This is a genomic window from Janthinobacterium kumbetense, assembly GCF_023703445.1.
Lineage (GTDB): Bacteria > Pseudomonadota > Gammaproteobacteria > Burkholderiales > Burkholderiaceae_D > Janthinobacterium > Janthinobacterium kumbetense.
In genome coordinates this window covers 336,034-352,473 of record NZ_JAMQGR010000006.1, presented here as the reverse complement: position 1 = coordinate 352,473, position 16,440 = coordinate 336,034, and the positions used below count along the sequence as shown (strand labels likewise).

The 16,440-nt window shown below is 63.8% G+C and carries 16 protein-coding genes; 8 read left to right on the top strand and 8 right to left on the bottom strand.

The features are described from left to right. Nucleotides 1-1,357: type VI secretion system Vgr family protein (locus NCG91_RS18685; protein ID WP_251350737.1), on the bottom strand; the 1,357-nt coding region annotated here is incomplete at its 3' end. Between the two features lie 206 nt (nucleotides 1,358-1,563). Between NCG91_RS18685 and tal the strand changes: the two genes are divergently transcribed. After that, a complete protein-coding gene (gene tal, locus NCG91_RS18680) occupies nucleotides 1,564-2,499 on the top strand; it encodes a transaldolase (RefSeq protein ID WP_099666887.1) in 936 nt (311 codons plus the stop codon). Nucleotides 2,500-2,567: 68 nt separating this feature from the next. Here the strand turns inward: tal and NCG91_RS18675 are convergent, their stop codons facing one another. Continuing rightward, nucleotides 2,568-3,425 carry a hypothetical protein gene (locus NCG91_RS18675; protein ID WP_251350736.1) on the bottom strand — a complete coding sequence of 286 codons (858 nt, stop codon included), beginning with the start codon at nucleotides 3,423-3,425 and terminating at the stop codon, nucleotides 2,568-2,570. 168 nt (nucleotides 3,426-3,593) lie between these two features. Between NCG91_RS18675 and NCG91_RS18670 the strand changes: the two genes are divergently transcribed. The 3 genes from NCG91_RS18670 to NCG91_RS18660 all read left to right on the top strand — a co-directional run bounded on the left by NCG91_RS18670 (nucleotide 3,594) and on the right by NCG91_RS18660 (nucleotide 7,844). Continuing rightward, a complete protein-coding gene (locus tag NCG91_RS18670; RefSeq protein WP_251350735.1) occupies nucleotides 3,594-4,685 on the top strand; it encodes a patatin-like phospholipase family protein in 1,092 nt (363 codons plus the stop codon). A 122-nt stretch (nucleotides 4,686-4,807) separates the two neighbouring features. Further along, nucleotides 4,808-6,526, top strand: a complete 1,719-nt coding sequence (locus NCG91_RS18665; protein ID WP_251350734.1) for a methyl-accepting chemotaxis protein — start codon at nucleotides 4,808-4,810, stop codon at nucleotides 6,524-6,526. A 130-nt stretch (nucleotides 6,527-6,656) separates the two neighbouring features. Further along, nucleotides 6,657-7,844 (top strand): tetratricopeptide repeat protein, encoded by a 1,188-nt coding sequence (locus tag NCG91_RS18660; protein WP_099666883.1) that lies wholly within the window; start codon nucleotides 6,657-6,659, stop codon nucleotides 7,842-7,844. 18 nt (nucleotides 7,845-7,862) lie between these two features. On the opposite strand, the gene hemW is transcribed toward NCG91_RS18660, so the two are convergent. The 3 genes from hemW to rph form a co-directional block, all read right to left on the bottom strand. Then, complete coding sequence (hemW, locus tag NCG91_RS18655; RefSeq protein ID WP_251350733.1) at nucleotides 7,863-9,137, bottom strand: radical SAM family heme chaperone HemW; 1,275 nt, start codon at nucleotides 9,135-9,137, stop codon at nucleotides 7,863-7,865. Beyond that, complete coding sequence (rdgB, locus tag NCG91_RS18650; protein WP_099666881.1) at nucleotides 9,134-9,718, bottom strand: RdgB/HAM1 family non-canonical purine NTP pyrophosphatase; 585 nt, start codon at nucleotides 9,716-9,718, stop codon at nucleotides 9,134-9,136. The genes hemW and rdgB overlap by 4 nt, the downstream gene beginning before the upstream one ends. A gap of 138 nt (nucleotides 9,719-9,856) precedes the next feature. Then, nucleotides 9,857-10,585 carry a ribonuclease PH gene (rph, locus tag NCG91_RS18645; RefSeq protein ID WP_034787067.1) on the bottom strand — a complete coding sequence of 243 codons (729 nt, stop codon included), beginning with the start codon at nucleotides 10,583-10,585 and terminating at the stop codon, nucleotides 9,857-9,859. 302 nt (nucleotides 10,586-10,887) lie between these two features. Between rph and NCG91_RS18640 the strand changes: the two genes are divergently transcribed. Next, on the top strand, nucleotides 10,888-11,778 hold the full coding sequence (locus NCG91_RS18640) for a YicC/YloC family endoribonuclease (protein WP_099666879.1): 891 nt from the start codon (nucleotides 10,888-10,890) through the stop codon (nucleotides 11,776-11,778). Nucleotides 11,779-11,784: 6 nt separating this feature from the next. Here NCG91_RS18640 and NCG91_RS18635 read toward each other — a convergent pair whose 3' ends face one another. Then, complete coding sequence (locus tag NCG91_RS18635; RefSeq protein WP_251350732.1) at nucleotides 11,785-12,195, bottom strand: DoxX family protein; 411 nt, start codon at nucleotides 12,193-12,195, stop codon at nucleotides 11,785-11,787. A 210-nt stretch (nucleotides 12,196-12,405) separates the two neighbouring features. Here NCG91_RS18635 and gmk point away from each other — a divergent pair, with 210 nt between their 5' ends. From gmk to NCG91_RS18620, 3 genes are all read left to right on the top strand, one after another. Beyond that, nucleotides 12,406-13,044: a guanylate kinase gene (gene gmk, locus NCG91_RS18630; protein ID WP_099666877.1), complete on the top strand. Its 639-nt coding sequence runs from the start codon at nucleotides 12,406-12,408 to the stop codon at nucleotides 13,042-13,044. A 52-nt stretch (nucleotides 13,045-13,096) separates the two neighbouring features. Continuing rightward, a complete protein-coding gene (rpoZ, locus tag NCG91_RS18625; RefSeq protein ID WP_010400723.1) occupies nucleotides 13,097-13,300 on the top strand; it encodes a DNA-directed RNA polymerase subunit omega in 204 nt (67 codons plus the stop codon). Nucleotides 13,301-13,382: 82 nt separating this feature from the next. Continuing rightward, on the top strand, nucleotides 13,383-15,665 hold the full coding sequence (locus NCG91_RS18620) for a RelA/SpoT family protein (protein ID WP_251350731.1): 2,283 nt from the start codon (nucleotides 13,383-13,385) through the stop codon (nucleotides 15,663-15,665). 22 nt (nucleotides 15,666-15,687) lie between these two features. Here NCG91_RS18620 and NCG91_RS18615 read toward each other — a convergent pair whose 3' ends face one another. Together NCG91_RS18615 and NCG91_RS18610 are read right to left on the bottom strand one after the other, a co-directional pair. Then, on the bottom strand, nucleotides 15,688-16,203 hold the full coding sequence (locus NCG91_RS18615) for a transposase (protein ID WP_251350730.1): 516 nt from the start codon (nucleotides 16,201-16,203) through the stop codon (nucleotides 15,688-15,690). Continuing rightward, entirely contained in the window at nucleotides 16,196-16,381 is a 186-nt protein-coding gene (locus tag NCG91_RS18610; RefSeq protein WP_251350729.1) for a hypothetical protein, read from the bottom strand. The genes NCG91_RS18615 and NCG91_RS18610 overlap by 8 nt, the downstream gene beginning before the upstream one ends. Between the last annotated feature and the right edge of the window lie 59 nt (nucleotides 16,382-16,440).

Sequence of the window (16,440 nt, the reverse complement as noted above, 5' to 3'; positions counted from 1 at the left end):
TACCGCCGCTGGCGCCGCTGGCGCCGCCGTCGGCACCGACGACGATGGCGCTCTGGCTGCCGCGGGCCGTCGGCTTCGGATGGTGGCGCGCGTCGTTGTCGCCATGCACAGGACGCCATGGCGTCGCTGCGGCGATCATCTCGATGCAATTGGCGTAACCGCTGGCTTGCGCCTGCGCAATCGCGGCGGCAAAGTCGGCAAAGCCGTCGCCCAGCCCGGGCATGGCTTCGTCCAGCAGTTCGGGCACCGGGCCGAACAGTTCAGCCAGCGCCTGGGAGGCGGGCGCCGGCAGGTTGTTGATGCCGATGCTCGCCACCCGGAGCACGACATAGTCGGACGCGGCGCCATCGGCCTGCGGCAACGGTCCCTGCGTCAGGGTAAACCGCGTGCCGGCGCGCAAGGTGCGTACCGTCGAGCGCGCCTGCCACAGCTGGGCGCGCGCTTCGCGGGCCTGCATCTGCAACGCGGCATAGTGCTGTGCCTGCGCGCCATTCGCATACCAGTACTGGCCCGGCGTATCGTAGCTTTCCAGCACCGGCGCATGCTGGCCGCCGATGGCCATATTCGTCGGCACGCTGGCGGCGACCGCCTTCTTGGCCTTGTAGTCGTAGCTCAGCACGCTGCTCAGCCCGACGTGCAGGCTGCGCCGCGCGCACAGCGCCTGCACGCTGTCGCTCGCTTCGCCGGCCCTGGCGCCATGAAAGCGCAAGCCGCCGCCCTGCGCGCTGCTGGCATCCTCGGGCGTGGCGCAGGGCTGGCTGCTGTCGGCGAACAAAATCAGTGTGTGCTCGTCGAAGCGCCAGGCGATGCCCTCCTCCGTCAGCAGTCGGCGCACGAAATAGAAGTCCGATTCCCGGTACTGGCAGCAATAGCTGCGCTCTCCCGCCTGCTGCATGCACTGCGCCACCTCGTCGCTCCATTGCCACAGGGCATGCGGCGCATAGGCTTGCAATACCTCGTCGACGATGGCCGTCACGCTCCGATCTTGCCATACGCGGCTGTTACGCACTTGCGTCAGCAGCCACAGCCAGGGCGTGATGCGCAGCCGGTAGCGCGCCAGGCCGCCATTGCTGCCCAGCATGGCCGCTGCGCTGATATAGCCGGAAAACTGCGTGCGCGTGCCGTCGGCCAGGCTGATTTGCAGGCTGGCCGGCTGGCCCAGCAGGGAGGCCAGCGCAACATCGGCATTCGTGGACAAGGCGATAATCTCGCGCGCGCCAAGCTCCTGCAGCCGGTCATCGGCGGCAAAGGCTTCGACCAGCAAACCGCTGTCCTGGCCATCGTCGCCGATGGCCAATGCATACAGGCGCGTCGCGCCATTGAAGGCGGCTACCGCGCTAACGATATCTTGTGTCAAAGGATGCTCTTCATCTGGAAAGTGGCATCGCACATTACTTGTCAAAACAATGTGCAAAATAAACAAGTCCAGGCAATTATGCGCGAGTTCTTAAAAAAGCAAGATTCAATTGAACAAGGAGTGCCGGGGAAGACAATAGTCGCTGCTTCGGGCAAAGGATTCGGTACAATACTCCGGCAAGCCCATTCACTCTTTCCCGTGCAGCCATGAACCAACTCGAACAACTGAAGCAATTTACTACCGTGGTGGCCGACACCGGCGACTTCCAATCGATCCAGGCTTACACGCCGCGCGATGCGACGACGAATCCGTCGCTGATCCTGAAGGCCGTGCAAAAGGATGAATACAAGCCGCTGCTGGAAAAGGCCGTGCGCGACCATCCGAATGCCTCCACCGCTGAAATCATCGACCGCCTGCTGATCGCCTTTGGCGTGGAAATCCTGCAAACCATCCCCGGCCGCGTCTCCACCGAAGTCGATGCGCGCCTGTCGTTCGACACGGAAGGCACGGTGGCCAAGGGCCGCGACCTGATCGCCCTGTATTCGAACGCGGGGATTGCCCGCGAACGCGTGCTGATCAAGATCGCCTCCACCTGGGAAGGCATCCGCGCCGCCGCCATCCTGGAAAAGGAAGGCATCCGCTGCAACATGACCCTGCTGTTCTCGCTGGCCCAGGCCATCGCCTGCGCCGAAGCGGGCGCGCAGCTCATTTCGCCGTTCGTCGGCCGCATCTACGACTGGTACAAGAAATCGACGGGCATCGACTACGTGGGCGCGGAAGACCCGGGCGTACAATCGGTCCGCCGCATCTACAATTACTACCGCAAGTTCGGCTACAAGACCGAGGTGATGGGCGCGAGCTTCCGCAACACCTCGCAAATCCTCGAACTGGCCGGCTGCGACCTGCTCACCATCAGCCCCGACCTGCTGCAAAAGCTGGCCGACAGCGATGCGCCGGTGGAGCGCAAGCTGAGCGCCGAAGCGGCGCCATCGACCAACATCGTGCAAATGTCGCTGAACGAAGAAGCCTTCCGCTTCATGATGAATGAAGACGCGATGGCGACGGAAAAACTGGCCGAAGGCATCCGCGCCTTCTGCGTCGACTCCGGCAAGCTGAAACAGATGATCGCGGCACTGCGCTAAGCACACGACTGGCGTAAAAAAGCGGCGTCCGTGCAGTGCACGGCGCCGCTTTTTTCATGTCCGCGCCATCAGGAGCAGCGGAAGGTCGCTACGCCCTGGTAATTGGCGCCGTTGGCCATGACCACCTTGTAACCGCCCGTAACAAGGTAGGTTCCCGTGCCGCCGTCCCCCAGCGCCAGCAGCATGCCCGAGCTGCCGCCCAGGAAGCCGCCGCTGATGACCGTCATGCCCGGCGTGTTGATCGTGCCGGTGCCGCTGGCCTTGCCAGTGCTGCCGCCGGCCGCGACATCGACCGTCATGGCCAGCGCGGCGCCCGCGGCGCCGAAAGCCAAAGTGGCGCTGCCGCTGGCCGTGCCGAAATAGCCGTCCTGCTGCACGCTGGCGCCGCCCGTGTAGCTGGGCGCCGTGAACTTGCCCGCATCGCACTGGAAGGCGCCGGTGAAGGGCAAGGCCGCCACCGTGTTATAGACGCTGTAATGGGCACTGGCATTGTTGCCGCTCATGACGGTAGTGCCGCTGCTGCGCGTGATGGTGCCGGTGAACCAGCGTCCCTGCGCAAATGCCGCGTCGCCGACGACGTCGCGCGTGATGGCGGGCGTGCCGCTGAAGCTGATGCCCGATATCCCGCTCAGGGCGCCGGAACTGTCTTGCGTCACGCTGCCCAGGGTGCCGTAGGCCTGGCTGGCAACGGCCAGCAACAGATAGCGCGGACTCAGCCCCTTCGCAAACGGTGTGCTGACGCTGCCCGTGTCGCTGCCGACAGGTGGCGGGGTAAGCGGTGTCACCGGAGGGAGTGGATTGACGGGCGTGGCCTGATTCACGGCGACCTGGGTATCGGTGGAGGAAGAGCCGCCGCCACAGGCACTGAGGGTGGCAGCCAGCAAGACTGGCAGAACAAGGCGGGAGGCGCAGGTTGGTTGTTTCATGTATTCCTTATGATTCAAAAAAGGCAAGGACGGCACGCTTGCATGGCATCTTTGCATTTCAGATAATATTGCTTTTTCCTCTCAACTGTCGCACGCCTGCGGCCGCGCATAGGCGCGGCATGACGCTACAATCGCTACAATAGGCAATCGCCACCAGCCGCCACGCGCATGTCCTCCACCCTGCCTGCTTCGTCCGCCATCACCATCCGCCTGGGCCGCCGCGCCCGTGCCCGCATTGCCGACAACGGCTTGCGCGCGCTTGACGTCGCCATCGTCCCTGCCGCCGCGGGCGGGCCGAAAGGCTTGATCCTGCACCAGCTCGATTGCTGGCTGTTCGGCGACTTCCTGGCGCAAGCGCCGCGCCCGCGCCACTTCGTCGGCGCCTCGATCGGCGCCTGGCGCATGGCCGCCGCCGTATTTCCCGACCCGGTGGCAGCGCAGCGCCGCCTGGTGCGCGAATACGTGGGCCAGCGCTACCCCGACAAACCCGACGCAGCGCACGTCAGCCGCACGTGCCGCGCCCTGCTCGACGCCGTCCTCGATGGCCAGGATGCGCAGTTGCTGCAGCACGCGCGGCATAGCCTGTCCGTGCTGGCCGTGCGCGGCATCGGCGCCCTGGCGCAGCCGGGAAAATGGCGCGACCGGCGCGGCTTCCTGCTGGCGGCCGCCGGCAATGCCGTGGCGCGCGCGCGCCTGGCCACCTCGCTCGAGCGCGCGGTGTTCCATGCAGGGCCGGACGGCGCCAGCTGGCTGCGCTCGCGCTTCGACGCCTTTCAATCCCATTTCGTGCCGCTGGCGCAAGACAACCTGCGCGACGCGCTGCTGGCCTCCGGTTCCATCCCGCTGGTGCTCGATGCGGTCACGGACATCGCCGGCGCGCCGCCCGGGCGCTACTGGGATGGCGGCCTGGTCGACTACCATCTGCACCTGCCCTACCAGCGCGAACCGGACTTGGTACTGTACCCGCACTTTGCCGACCATATCGTGCCGGGCTGGCTGGACAAGGCCATGCCCTGGCGCCGCGCGCGCAGCGGCGATAGCGCACTCGACAACATGATCCTCGTCTCGCCCTCGCCCGCCTTCGTGGCCAGCCTGCCCAACGGCAAGCTGCCGGACCGGCGCGACTTCGCCCATTACGGGCAAGACCACGCGGCGCGCATGCGCGACTGGCGCCGCGCCATCGCGGAAAGCGAGCGCATGGCGGCCGCCTTCGCCCGCTGGGCCGAGCAGCCGGACCTGCGCCAGGCGCTCGATCTGTAGCACGGGCGAGACTGCAACAGGCGCCAAAACAAGCGCGCTTTTCCCTCGCCTATTGGTCACTTATCAGTGCATACTATGTCGCACAGGCAACCTTCAATCCCTCTGCGACAGGAGTTCCGACCATGCACGCCCTCTCCCACCTTCGTATCGGCACGCGCCTGGCTGCAGGCTTCGCGCTGGTGCTGCTGCTGTCCGTGATCTCCACCTCGTACGCGCTGTACAGCGCCCACGTGAATGCCGAAGCGACGCGGCAAATGATGGAAAAGCCGCTGGCCAAGGAACGCCTCGTATCGGACTGGTACGTGCTGATTTACTCGGCCATCGCGCGCACCTCGATGATCGCCAGGAGCACCGATGAAACGCTGTCGAACGTGTTTGCCGACACCATCGCCGACAGCACAAAACAGGGCAGCGAACTGCTGAAGAAAATCGAGGCGCTGCTCGACAGCGATGAAGAAAAAGCCATCTTCAAGTCGTCCATCGCCGAGCGCGTCAAATATCAGGATGCCAAGACCCTGGTCATGAATGCGCGCAAGACGGGCAATGCGGCGCAGGCGGAAAGCACCTACCGCGACAGCTTCGCGCCGGCCGCCACCAAGTACCAGAACAACGTCAAGGCCCTGCTGGCGCAGCAGCGCCAGGCCATCGACGCCACTGCGCAAGCCATCGAAGCGGCCAACGAGCGCAGCTTCACCCTGCTGCTGACCTTGTGCGCGCTGGTGGTGGCCCTGGGCAGCGTCTGCGCCTGGCTGATCACGCGCTCGATCACGCAACCGTTGAAAGCCGCCGTGAAGGTGGCCGAAACGGTGGCCGACGGCGACTTGCGCACGCATTTCGGCACGCCCGCCAGCGATGAAATCGGCGACCTGATGCGCGCGCTGCACGGCATGAACGAGGCACTGCGCAAGGTGGTGTCGGAAGTGCAGACGGGCACCAATGCGATTGCCACGGCGTCGGGCGAAATCGCCGCCGGCAACCAGGATTTATCGGCGCGCACGGAACAGCAGGCCAGTTCGCTGGAAGAGACGGCGTCGTCGATGGAAGAACTGACCAGCACCGTGAAGCAGAATGCAGACAATGCGCGCCAGGCCAACCAGATGGCGGTGGCCGCCTCCGGCGTGGCTGAACGGGGCGGCAGCATCGTCAGCCAGGTGGTCGACACCATGGGCGCCATCGATACGGCATCGACGAAAATCGTCGACATCATCGGCGTCATCGACGGCATCGCCTTCCAGACGAATATCCTGGCCTTGAACGCGGCCGTGGAAGCGGCCCGGGCTGGTGAGCAGGGACGCGGCTTTGCCGTCGTCGCCACGGAAGTGCGCAGCCTGGCGCAGCGCTCGGCGGCGGCGGCGCGCGAAATCAAGACCCTGATCGGCGACTCCGTGGAGCAGGTCAACAACGGCACGCGGCTGGTGCAGCAGGCCGGCAACACCATGGGCGAAGTGGTCGACAGCGTGCGCAGGGTCACCGACATCATGGCCGAGATCACTGCCGCCAGCGCCGAGCAGAGCATGGGCATCGACCAGGTCAACCAGGCCATCGCGCAGATGGACCAGGTGACGCAGCAAAATGCGGCCCTGGTGGAGGAAGCGGCGGCCGCCGCCGAAAGCATGCAGGACCAGGCGGCGCGCCTGGCGCAAGTGGCGGCCGGCTTCCAGCTCGAACACATGGCCGCGGCGGCGCCGGTACGCGCCGCGCGACCGGCTGCCGCCAAGCTGGCCAGGCCGGCGGCCAGGAACACTCCCGCCAGGCAGCCAGGCAGCGAAGCCAGGAGTGCGCCTCCTGCGCGCAAGCCTCAGGCGCAGGTAGCGGGCGAGCAGGATTGGGAAGAGTTTTAAGGCTGACGGCGGCGCCAGTTGAAAGGGTTTGACAGCGCCCTGGCGCGCGAGGATACTTGTTTCAGGTGGCATGGCGCTCCACCGGCAGCAATACGTGTTGCGCCCGACATCGTTCTGCGGGAGTACGAACATGAAATGTATCAGCGGCATCAGCGCACAGCTGCGCCGGGGCTTCCTGCCCCCCTTGCTGCTGTGTGCAGCCCTTGCCGGCTGCGCCACGGCGCCCGCCACCCTGCCTCCGCCCGACCTGTTCAACGATGCCAGCTTTGCCGCGCCCACCATACCGGTCGACCCGCAGCAGGCGTTTGCCATGAGCGAGGCCATGCGGCAATACGTGCGTGTCGATATCGCGCGCGAGGCGCGCAACAAGAATCCCCGTCGGGCGCTCGCCGATGCCCTCCACAACCGGGCCGGGCTGCAACTGGAATACGATGCCGCCATGACGCGCACGGCGGCACAGGCGTTCGATGCGCGCAGCGGCAATTGCCTGTCGCTGGTGCTGATGACGGCCGCGCTGGCCAAGGAAATGGGACTCGATGTGCACTACCAGGTGGTCCTGGGAGATGAGAGCTGGAGCCGCAGCGGCGGCATGTATTTCGTCGCCGGCCACGTCAATCTCGCGCTGGAACGCCGTGCCGCCAGCAATACCGTCGGCTACGACGCCGATGCCATCCTGCTCATCGACTTCCTGCCGGGCGAAGACCTCACCGGCCAGCGCACGCAGGAGGTGCGCGAAGCAACCATCCTGGCCATGTACCTCAACAATCGCGCCGCCGAAACCATGGCCAGCGGCGAGCTCGATCAAGCTTACTGGTATGCCCGCGCCGCCATCCTGCAAGACCCCACGTTTGCGGGCGCCTTGAATACACTGGGCATCATCCAGTTGCGCCACGGCGACATCGAACCGGCGCGGCGCACGCTCGCTTACGCACTGGAACGCTCGCCATCGAACGCCGTGCTGCTGTCCAACCTGGCGCAGGCACTCGACGGCCTGGGACGCACGGGCGAAGCGCAGCTGCTGCGGCGCAAATTGCTGGCCCTGCAGCCAGAGCCGCCCTTCCACTTTTTCAACCTGGGCCAGCGCGCCATGGAAACCGCCGACTACCAGGAAGCGGCGCGCCTGTTCAAGCGCGAGATCGCGCGTGATCCGTATTACCATGAATTCCACTTCTGGCTGGCGCAGGCGTATGCGCGCATGGGCCAGCTGGCGCAGGCCGGACGCCAGCTGGAACTGGCGATGGACACCAGCACCACGCGCGGCGAACATGGACTGTACGCGGCCAAGCTGCAGCGCCTGCGCGCCGCCAGCACGCATTAGCAGGCGTCATTAAGGCAGTCAGTCTTCCAGGAACATTTGCTGCAGGTCGTTCAGGAAGGACAGTCCCAGCGCCGTCGGGCGGATGACCTGGTGGTCGCGGTACAGCAAGCCTTTGGCTTCGGCCGCGTTCAGCGGCTGCTCGATGGCGTTGAGGGCCAGGCCCGTGCGCTCGGCGAACAGGTTCGGCGAAAAGCCCTGCGTCAGGCGCAGGGTATTGAGCATGAATTCAAAACCCATTTCGTCGCGCGCCAGTTCGCGCTCTTCCTGCACCGGGTTACCGGCCAGTACCGCGTCCATGTAGGCGCGCGGCTGCTTGTAGCGGGCCTGGCGCAGCACCCGGTGCGGAAACGAAATCTTCGAGTGGGCGCCTGCGCCGATGCCCAGGTAGTCGCCGAATTCCCAGTAATTGCGGTTGTGCTTAGCCTGGCGGCCCGGCTGCGCGTAGGCCGACACTTCGTAGCGGCCATAGCCCGCCTGCGCCGCGCGCGCGGCCACCATGTCGGCGATATCGGCGCTCTCGTCGTCGTCCGGCAGCACGGGCGGATACTTGGCGAACAGCGTGTTCGGCTCCAAAGTCAGGTGGTACAGCGACAGGTGCGGCGGCGCGAACGACAGCGCCGTGTCCAGGTCCTGCTGCGCCTCGGCCAGGGTTTGCGTGGGCAGCGCATACATCAGGTCGAGATTGAAATTGTCGAAGTTCGCGTGCGCGATCTCCACCGCGCGGCGCGCTTCATTGTCGTCATGGATGCGACCCAGCGCCTGCAGGTGGCGGCCATTGAAACTCTGGATGCCGATCGACAGGCGGTTGATGCCGCTGGCCCGGTAGGACTTGAATTTTTCCGCTTCGAAGGTACCCGGATTGGCTTCCATGGTGATTTCGCAATCGGGTTCCAGGGGCAGCAAGGTGCGCACGTCCGACATCAGCCGGTCCAGGCCCGCCGCCGACATCAGGCTGGGCGTGCCGCCGCCGATGAAGATGGTGTGGATCTTGCGGCCCCAGATCAGCGGCAGCGCCATTTCCAGGTCCAGGCGCAGGGCCGCCAGGTATTCGGCTTCCGGCAAGTCGCCGCGCACCTCGTGCGAATTGAAGTCGCAATACGGGCATTTCTTCACGCACCACGGGAAATGGATGTACAGCGACAGCGGCGGCAAAGCCGTCAGGTTCAGCGCGCCCGGCTGCAGGTATTTCAGGGCCGCCCCGGCCGCGCCGGAAATGCCTTCCTGCGGCGCGGGAGCGGTATGGGGCTTGGCTGCCGACTTGGCAACGGCGCCCACCAGTTTGATCGGGATCATCGCAGCTTTTCCACCAGCGCGCGCAGGGCCTGGCCACGGTGCGACAGCGCGTTCTTTTCATCGGACGTCAGTTCGGCCGCGCACTTGCCCAGCGCGGGAATGAAGAAGTGCGGATCGTAACCGAAGCCGCCGTTGCCGCGCGGCGCGGCAATCATTTCGCCATTCCAGCGTCCGTCGGCGATCACCGGCTGCGGGTCGTCCGCATGGCGCACGTACACCAGCACGCAATAGTAGTACGCGGACTTGTCGGCATGCGCCTCGAGGTCGGCGATCAGCTTGGCGCTGTTGGCGGCATCCGATTTCGGCTCGCCGGCATAGCGGGCCGAATACACGCCGGGCGCGCCACCGAGCGCATTGACGCACACGCCGGAATCGTCGGCCAGCGCCGGCAAGCCCGTCAGGCGCGACGCGTGGCGCGCCTTTTGCAGGGCGTTTTCAACGAAGGTGTGGAATGGTTCGTCGCTTTCCGGCACGGCATACTCGCCCTGGGCGTGGACGGAAAAACCGATGGTCGAGAGCAGCTCGTTGAATTCCTTGAGCTTGCCGGCGTTGTTGGAGGCGAGGATGAGGCGTTGGGTCATGTCAGTAGTCCGGTTGAAGTGCCGACATTGTAAACCTTTTGCGCCCCCCTCACCTCGCCCCGAAGCTGCCGCAAGAAGCGGCAGCTGTGGGTTTTTTGCCCGGCGCGGCGGGCCAGCGGATGTAAATCTGTGTAAAGATCAGATCCCCAATGCCTGCTTCTGCAGGGCGATCAGGTCGGCGATGCCGCCCTGCGCCAGGTCCAGCAGACGGTTCATGCCGGCGCGGTCAAAGGCGGCGCCTTCGGCCGTGCCCTGCACTTCGATGAAGTGGCCCGCTTCCGTCATCACCACGTTCATGTCCGTGTCGCAGCCCGAGTCTTCCACGTAGTCCAGGTCCAGCACCGGCATGCCCTGGTAGACGCCCACCGAGATGGCGGCGACAAAGCTTTTCACGGGAATGGCGGCGATCGCGCCGCGCGCCTGCAGCTGGGAAAACGCGTCATACGCGGCCACCATGGCGCCCGTGATCGACGCCGTGCGCGTGCCGCCATCGGCCTGGATCACGTCGCAATCGAGGTGCAGCGTGCGTTCGCCGAACGCCTGCAAATCAAAGGCGGCGCGCAGCGAGCGGCCGATCAGGCGCTGGATTTCCTGCGTGCGGCCGGACTGCTTGCCGCGCGCCGCTTCGCGGTCCATGCGCGTGTGCGTCGAGCGGGGCAGCATGCCGTATTCGGCCGTCAACCAGCCCTGGCCCTTGCCTTTCAGGAAACCCGGCACCTTGTCTTCGATGCTGGCGGTGCAGATGACCTTGGTGTCGCCGCACTCGATCAGCACCGAGCCTTCGGCATGCTTGGTGTACTGGCGGGTGATGCGGATGGCGCGCAGCGCGTCGACGGCGCGGCCGCTCGGGCGGGATTCAAATGTCATGGGATGTCCTGTGTGATTGGGGTTGCGGCAGCGATTTTACCACCGCGCGCCCGTCTATTTGCAGTCATGCAACAGCGCAAGACGCAATGGCAGGCGGCGCACACATGATCCCTACAATCCTGCCCCGCCAAACACAATTTTCTTTACAATGCCGTAAAACGCACACTATTCAGCAATTTTCAGGCCATCAGACCATGCGGTTCTGTTTTTGCGGCGCGGGCGGTATTGCCTGCGCTGGCTGATTAAGTGTATAAGTGACTGTATACAAGACCAAATCGGGGAATCCTTTGAGCATTTCAAGCATGACAGGCTACGCGGTTGCCACCAGCGAAGGTGCTGCAGGCACACTGACAATTGAAATCAAGAGCGTCAACTCGCGCTTTCTCGACCTGCAATTCCGGATCAACGACGATCTGCGGGCCCTGGAGCCTGACTTGCGCGCCGCCGTCATGTCCGCCATCACGCGCGGCAAAGTCGAGGTACGCCTGAGCTTTGGCCGCAAGGCCGCCACAAACGGCACGCAGGCGCTGAACCTGCCCCTGCTGGCAGAACTGGCGCGCCTGCAAAACGAAGTGGGCCAGCATTTTGTCTCCGCCCCCGTCATGACGGTGGCCGAACTGCTGCGCTGGCCTGGCGTCATCGAAGAAGCGCAAGTGGGACAGGAATCCCTGCAGGCGGATGTGGGCGCGCTGACCAAACGCACCGTGGCCGCCTTCGTCGACAGCCGCAAGCGCGAAGGCGCCGCGCTCGAAGCGGTGCTGGTGTCGCGCATCGAAGCGATGGAAGCCATCGTCAAACGCATCACGCCCCTGATTCCGCAAGTGGTGGCGGCCTTCCAGCAAAAAGCCATCGAGCGCATGCAGGACGCGCTGGGCCTGGCCAGCCAGGGCTCGAATTCGGCCCTGTCGCGCCAGGACGCCATGGAACGCATCCGCCAGGAAGTCATCCTGTACGGCATCCGCATCGATGTGTCGGAAGAACTGGCGCGCCTGTCGGCCCACCTGGGCGAAACGCGCCACATCCTCACCAAGGGCGGGCAAGTGGGCAAGCGCCTCGACTTCATGATGCAGGAACTGAACCGCGAAGCCAACACGCTGGGCGCCAAGGCGTCCGTCAAGGAGCTGGCCGACGCCTCGATGGACTTGAAGCTGCTGATCGAGCAGATGCGCGAACAGGTGCAGAACCTGGAATAAACCCCGTCAGGCCAGGCGCGCTCCGGCGCGCCCCTGGTCGCTGGCGGCGATGACGACGCAGGCGACAAACAGCACGATGCTGTATTCCACGCCGCCGGCGCCATGCTCGCCAACGAACCAGCCCTTGGCCGCATGCACGATGGCGATGCCGCCGATGCAGATCACCATCAGCCCGGCCGCCGCCCAGCGCGTGTATTTGCCGACGATGAGTAAACTGCCGCAAACGATCTCGACGACGGTAATCGCCCACACCACGGCCAGGCCGTAAATAAATCCCTTGTCTTCCAGGAAACCGGCAAAGCGGGGAATGGTGCCATTGGCGATGCGCGTGATGGCGTGCGCCATGAACATCACGGCGATGGCCACGCGCAACAACAACATGGCCTGGGCGGAACTGAGAAACGGGAAATTCTTCATGCGCGCATCCTGTCAGTAGAATAGTTATTGAGAAAAAACCATCCAAATTAGATAACTATTTCCTCAGGATAACAAGCAAAATATGCACAAGCGGGGCGGCGAGGCGCATCGCGGGGCTGGCTCGCCGCCTTGCCTCTTGGTAAAATACCGAATTGGGCGGCACCCACGCAAGCGCAAACGCCGCCATCACACGCAAATGGAAAGATCCGCATGAGCCACCCTACCGCCTTCTCCGGCAGCCTGTTCGTGGTCGCCGCGCCCTCGGGCGCCGGCAAATCGACACTGGTCAATGCATTGCTGGCGCAAGAGCCCGGCATCAAATTGTCGATCTCGACCACCACGCGCGCCCCCCGTCCGGGCGAGCAGCATGGCCGCGAGTACTATTTCACGACGGCGGAAGACTTCGTCGCGCGCGCCGAACAGGGCGAATTCCTGGAATGGGCGGAAGTGCATGGCAATTACTACGGCACGTCGCGCATCATGGTGGAACAGCAAATGCTGGCCGGCACCGATATCCTGCTGGAAATCGACTGGCAGGGCGCGCGCCAGGTACGCAAGCAATTCCCCCGCGCGGCCGGCATTTTCATCCTGCCGCCATCGATCGATGCGCTGGAAGAACGCTTGAACAAGCGCGGCCAGGACGAGCCGCACGTGATCACGCGCCGCCTGCTGGCGGCCGGCGGCGAAATCGCACACGCTCCCGAGTTCGAGTATGTTATTATCAATGAAGAGTTTACGGTCGCTTTGTCCGAACTGAGCGCGATCGTGAGAGCGGCCCGTTGCCGGTTTGCGCAACAAGCGGCCCGCAACGCATCGCTATTCGCCCAGCTGGGCCTGCACGCAGAGTAATTCGCCTGCACGCCAGTTCACACAGCACCACGCAAAAATTTTAGGAGTTACTATGGCCCGTATCACAATCGAAGATTGCCTGAAGCAGATCCCTAACCGTTTCCAGCTGACCCTGGCTGCGACTTATCGCGCACGTCAGTTGCTGCAAGGCCACACCCCTAAGGTGGAAGCCAAGGACAAGCCTACCGTTGTTGCACTGCGTGAAATCGCTGCCGGTAAAGTCGGCATCGAAATGCTGAAAAAGGTCCCGATGTAAGTGGGAACCCGCGTGCCGGAACAGTGCTGACCCCTGGTTCTACCGTATCCTTTATTCACACTGTGAAGCAACGCGACGTTTTATGAGTCTGACCCCAGCCGACACGACTTCCGCAGCATTGCCGCCCCTGGCCTCGCGCCAGGCGGCAAAATCGCAGGGCGCAACCACGCCCGGCGTCGGCATGTCCGGCAGCAACATCCCCGCAGTACCGCCAGCGCCCGCCCTGGGCGTGGCCTCCGTCAGCCACCTGGCCGACAAGCTGGCCGAATACCTGTCTCCCGCCGACCTGAAGAAAGTCAAGGAAGCCTACCGCTTCTCCGACGAAATGCACCTGGGCCAGATGCGCCGCTCGGGCGAGCCGTATATCTCGCATCCGATCGCCGTCGCGGAAATCTGCGCCGACTGGAAGCTCGACGCGCAAGCCATCATGGCCGCCCTGCTGCACGACGTCATGGAAGACCAGGACGTCAAGAAGGAAGAATTGATCGAGCGCTTCGGCGCGCCCGTGGCGCACCTGGTTGACGGCCTGTCGAAGCTGGAAAAGATCGAATTCCAGAGCCAGATCGAAGCGCAGGCGGAAAACTTCCGCAAGATGCTGCTGGCCATGGCGTCCGACGTGCGCGTGATCCTGATCAAGCTGGCCGACCGCCTGCACAATATGCGCACCCTGGACTTCATGACGGCGGCAAAAAAGCGCCGCATCGCCAGCGAGACCATGGAAGTGTACGTGCCGATCGCGCACCGCCTCGGCCTGAACAACATCTACCACGAGCTGCAGGACCTGTCGTTCTCGCACCTGTATCCGATGCGCTACCGCACCCTGGCGAAAGCCGTCAAGGCGGCGCGCGGCAACCGGCGCGAAGTGGTCAACAAGATCATGGAAGCCGTAAAAAGCACCTTGTCCATGGCCGAGCTCGATGCGGACGTCACGGGCCGCGAAAAGACCTTGTACGACATCTATAAAAAGATGCGCAGCAAGCACTTGTCGTTCTCGCAAGTGCTGGACGTGTACGGCTTCCGCGTGGTGGTGGGCAGTTTTGCCGACTGCTACGTGACCCTGGGCACCCTGCACAGCCTGTACAAGCCCATGCCGGGCAAGTTCAAGGATTACATCGCGATCCGCAAGCTGAACGGCTACCAGTCGCTGCACACGACCGTCATCGGCCCCTACGGCACGCCCGTCGAATTCCAGATCCGCACGCAGGAAATGCACCGCACGGCCGAATCGGGCGTGGCGGCGCACTGGCTGTACAAGAGCGGTGAATCGAACCCGTCCGACCTGCAGCAGCGCACGCATGCCTGGCTGCAATCCTTGCTCGACATCCAGCAGCAGACGGGCGACTCGGCCGAATTCCTCGAACACGTCAAGGTCGACCTGTTCCCCGACTCTGTCTACGTGTTTACGCCGAAGTCGAAGATCATCGCCCTGCCGCGCGGCGCCACGGCCATCGACTTCGCCTACTCGATCCATACGGGCATCGGCGACCAGACCGTGGCCGTCAAGATCAACAACGAAACCTCGCCCCTGCGCACCGAGCTGCACAACGGCGACATCGTGGAAATCATCACCGATTCCTCGTCGCGCCCCAGCCCGACCTGGCTGTCGTTCGTGCGCACCGGCAAGGCCCGTTCGGCCATCCGCCACCATTTGCGCACGATCAACCTGCCCGAGTCGATCGCCCTGGGCCAGCAACTGCTGTCGCAGGCGCTGCACGCCCTGAACATCGACGCCGACCTGCAGGCGCCGCTGGTCGAACGCCTGCTCAACGAATCGAGCGCCAATTCCATGGACGAGCTGTACGCGGACATCGGCATCGGCAAGCGCATGGCCACCCTGGTGGCGCGCCACATTTTTGGCCTGATCGGCGGAGAAGCGGCCAGCATGCCCGTGGAACACAATAGCGGCAGCGAACTCGACCCCGTCACCATCTGCGGCAGCGAAGGCGTCTCCGTGCAACTGGCGCCGTGCTGCCTGCCGATTCCCGGCGACCAGATCATCGGCCAGCTACGCCGCGACCAGGGCTTGCTCGTGCACACGAGCGACTGCTCGCAAGCGAAGCGCCAGCGCGCCAAGGAACCGGATCGCTGGATCGCCGTGCGCTGGGGAACGGAACTGAACCGCCGCTTCGACTGCCGCATCAAGGTGCTGATCAACAGCGAACGGGGCATTTTGGCGCGAGTCGCCGCCGAAATCGGCGAGTCCGACGCCAACATCATCTACGTGGGCATGGACGAAGACAAGGACAACGTCCTCGACCAGCTGCGCTTCACCGTGCAAGTCAAGGACCGCGTCCACCTGGCCGCCCTGCTGCGCAATGTGCGCCGGGTCGCCGGGGTCAATAGGATATTGCGCGAGCGCAACTGATTCTCGCAGCAAAAAGCTGGGGTCAGACCCGCCGGGTCTGACCCCGGGTCTCCGCTGCGGGCTGCCGACTCATTTCCGCAACTCGCCGTAAAAATACCTGATCCCCTACCGCAAATTCAGCATTGACTGCTTCTCGCAATTGTCCGATGCAACGCTCGCCTAACTCATCCTGAAATAACGATTGGTATGTTTTCTGCCGCTCAAATGCATCACTTCCAAGCATCAAATACAAGGAATGCGGGGACAGCAGATCATCATGCATGCCCTGCGCATTACTCCGATAGCTGGACCAGCAATATTGCCCAGGCAATGCCACGATACCGGCCCTGACGGGATTGAGCTCGATATAACGCTGGCAAATCAATAAATAACGCTCACCCTGCACCAGGCAAGATTTGTAGCGACCTTCCCACAAGCTGCCAGTGCGACCATGACGCCAGTTGAAATACTGCCCATAACGCTGATTCAGCATTTTCATCAGCAACGACAGGGAGGCTGTGCTTTGCGTGGAAAGCAAGAGATGCACATGATTACTCATGATTACTCATGATCACATAAGCATGCAGCTGACATGGCGCAAGGGCCAAACAACTGCGCAGATACTCAAGATAACGCTGCTTATCCTGCCCATCAAGAAAGCATGCCTGGCGATTCACTCCACGCTGCACCACATGCAGCGGAACACCGGGCAAGACGAGCCGAAGGCGGCGGGACATGGCAACTCCTGATACCAGCTAGATATCCATTGTGCCTGCGCGCGCCTCATCCGCCCTGC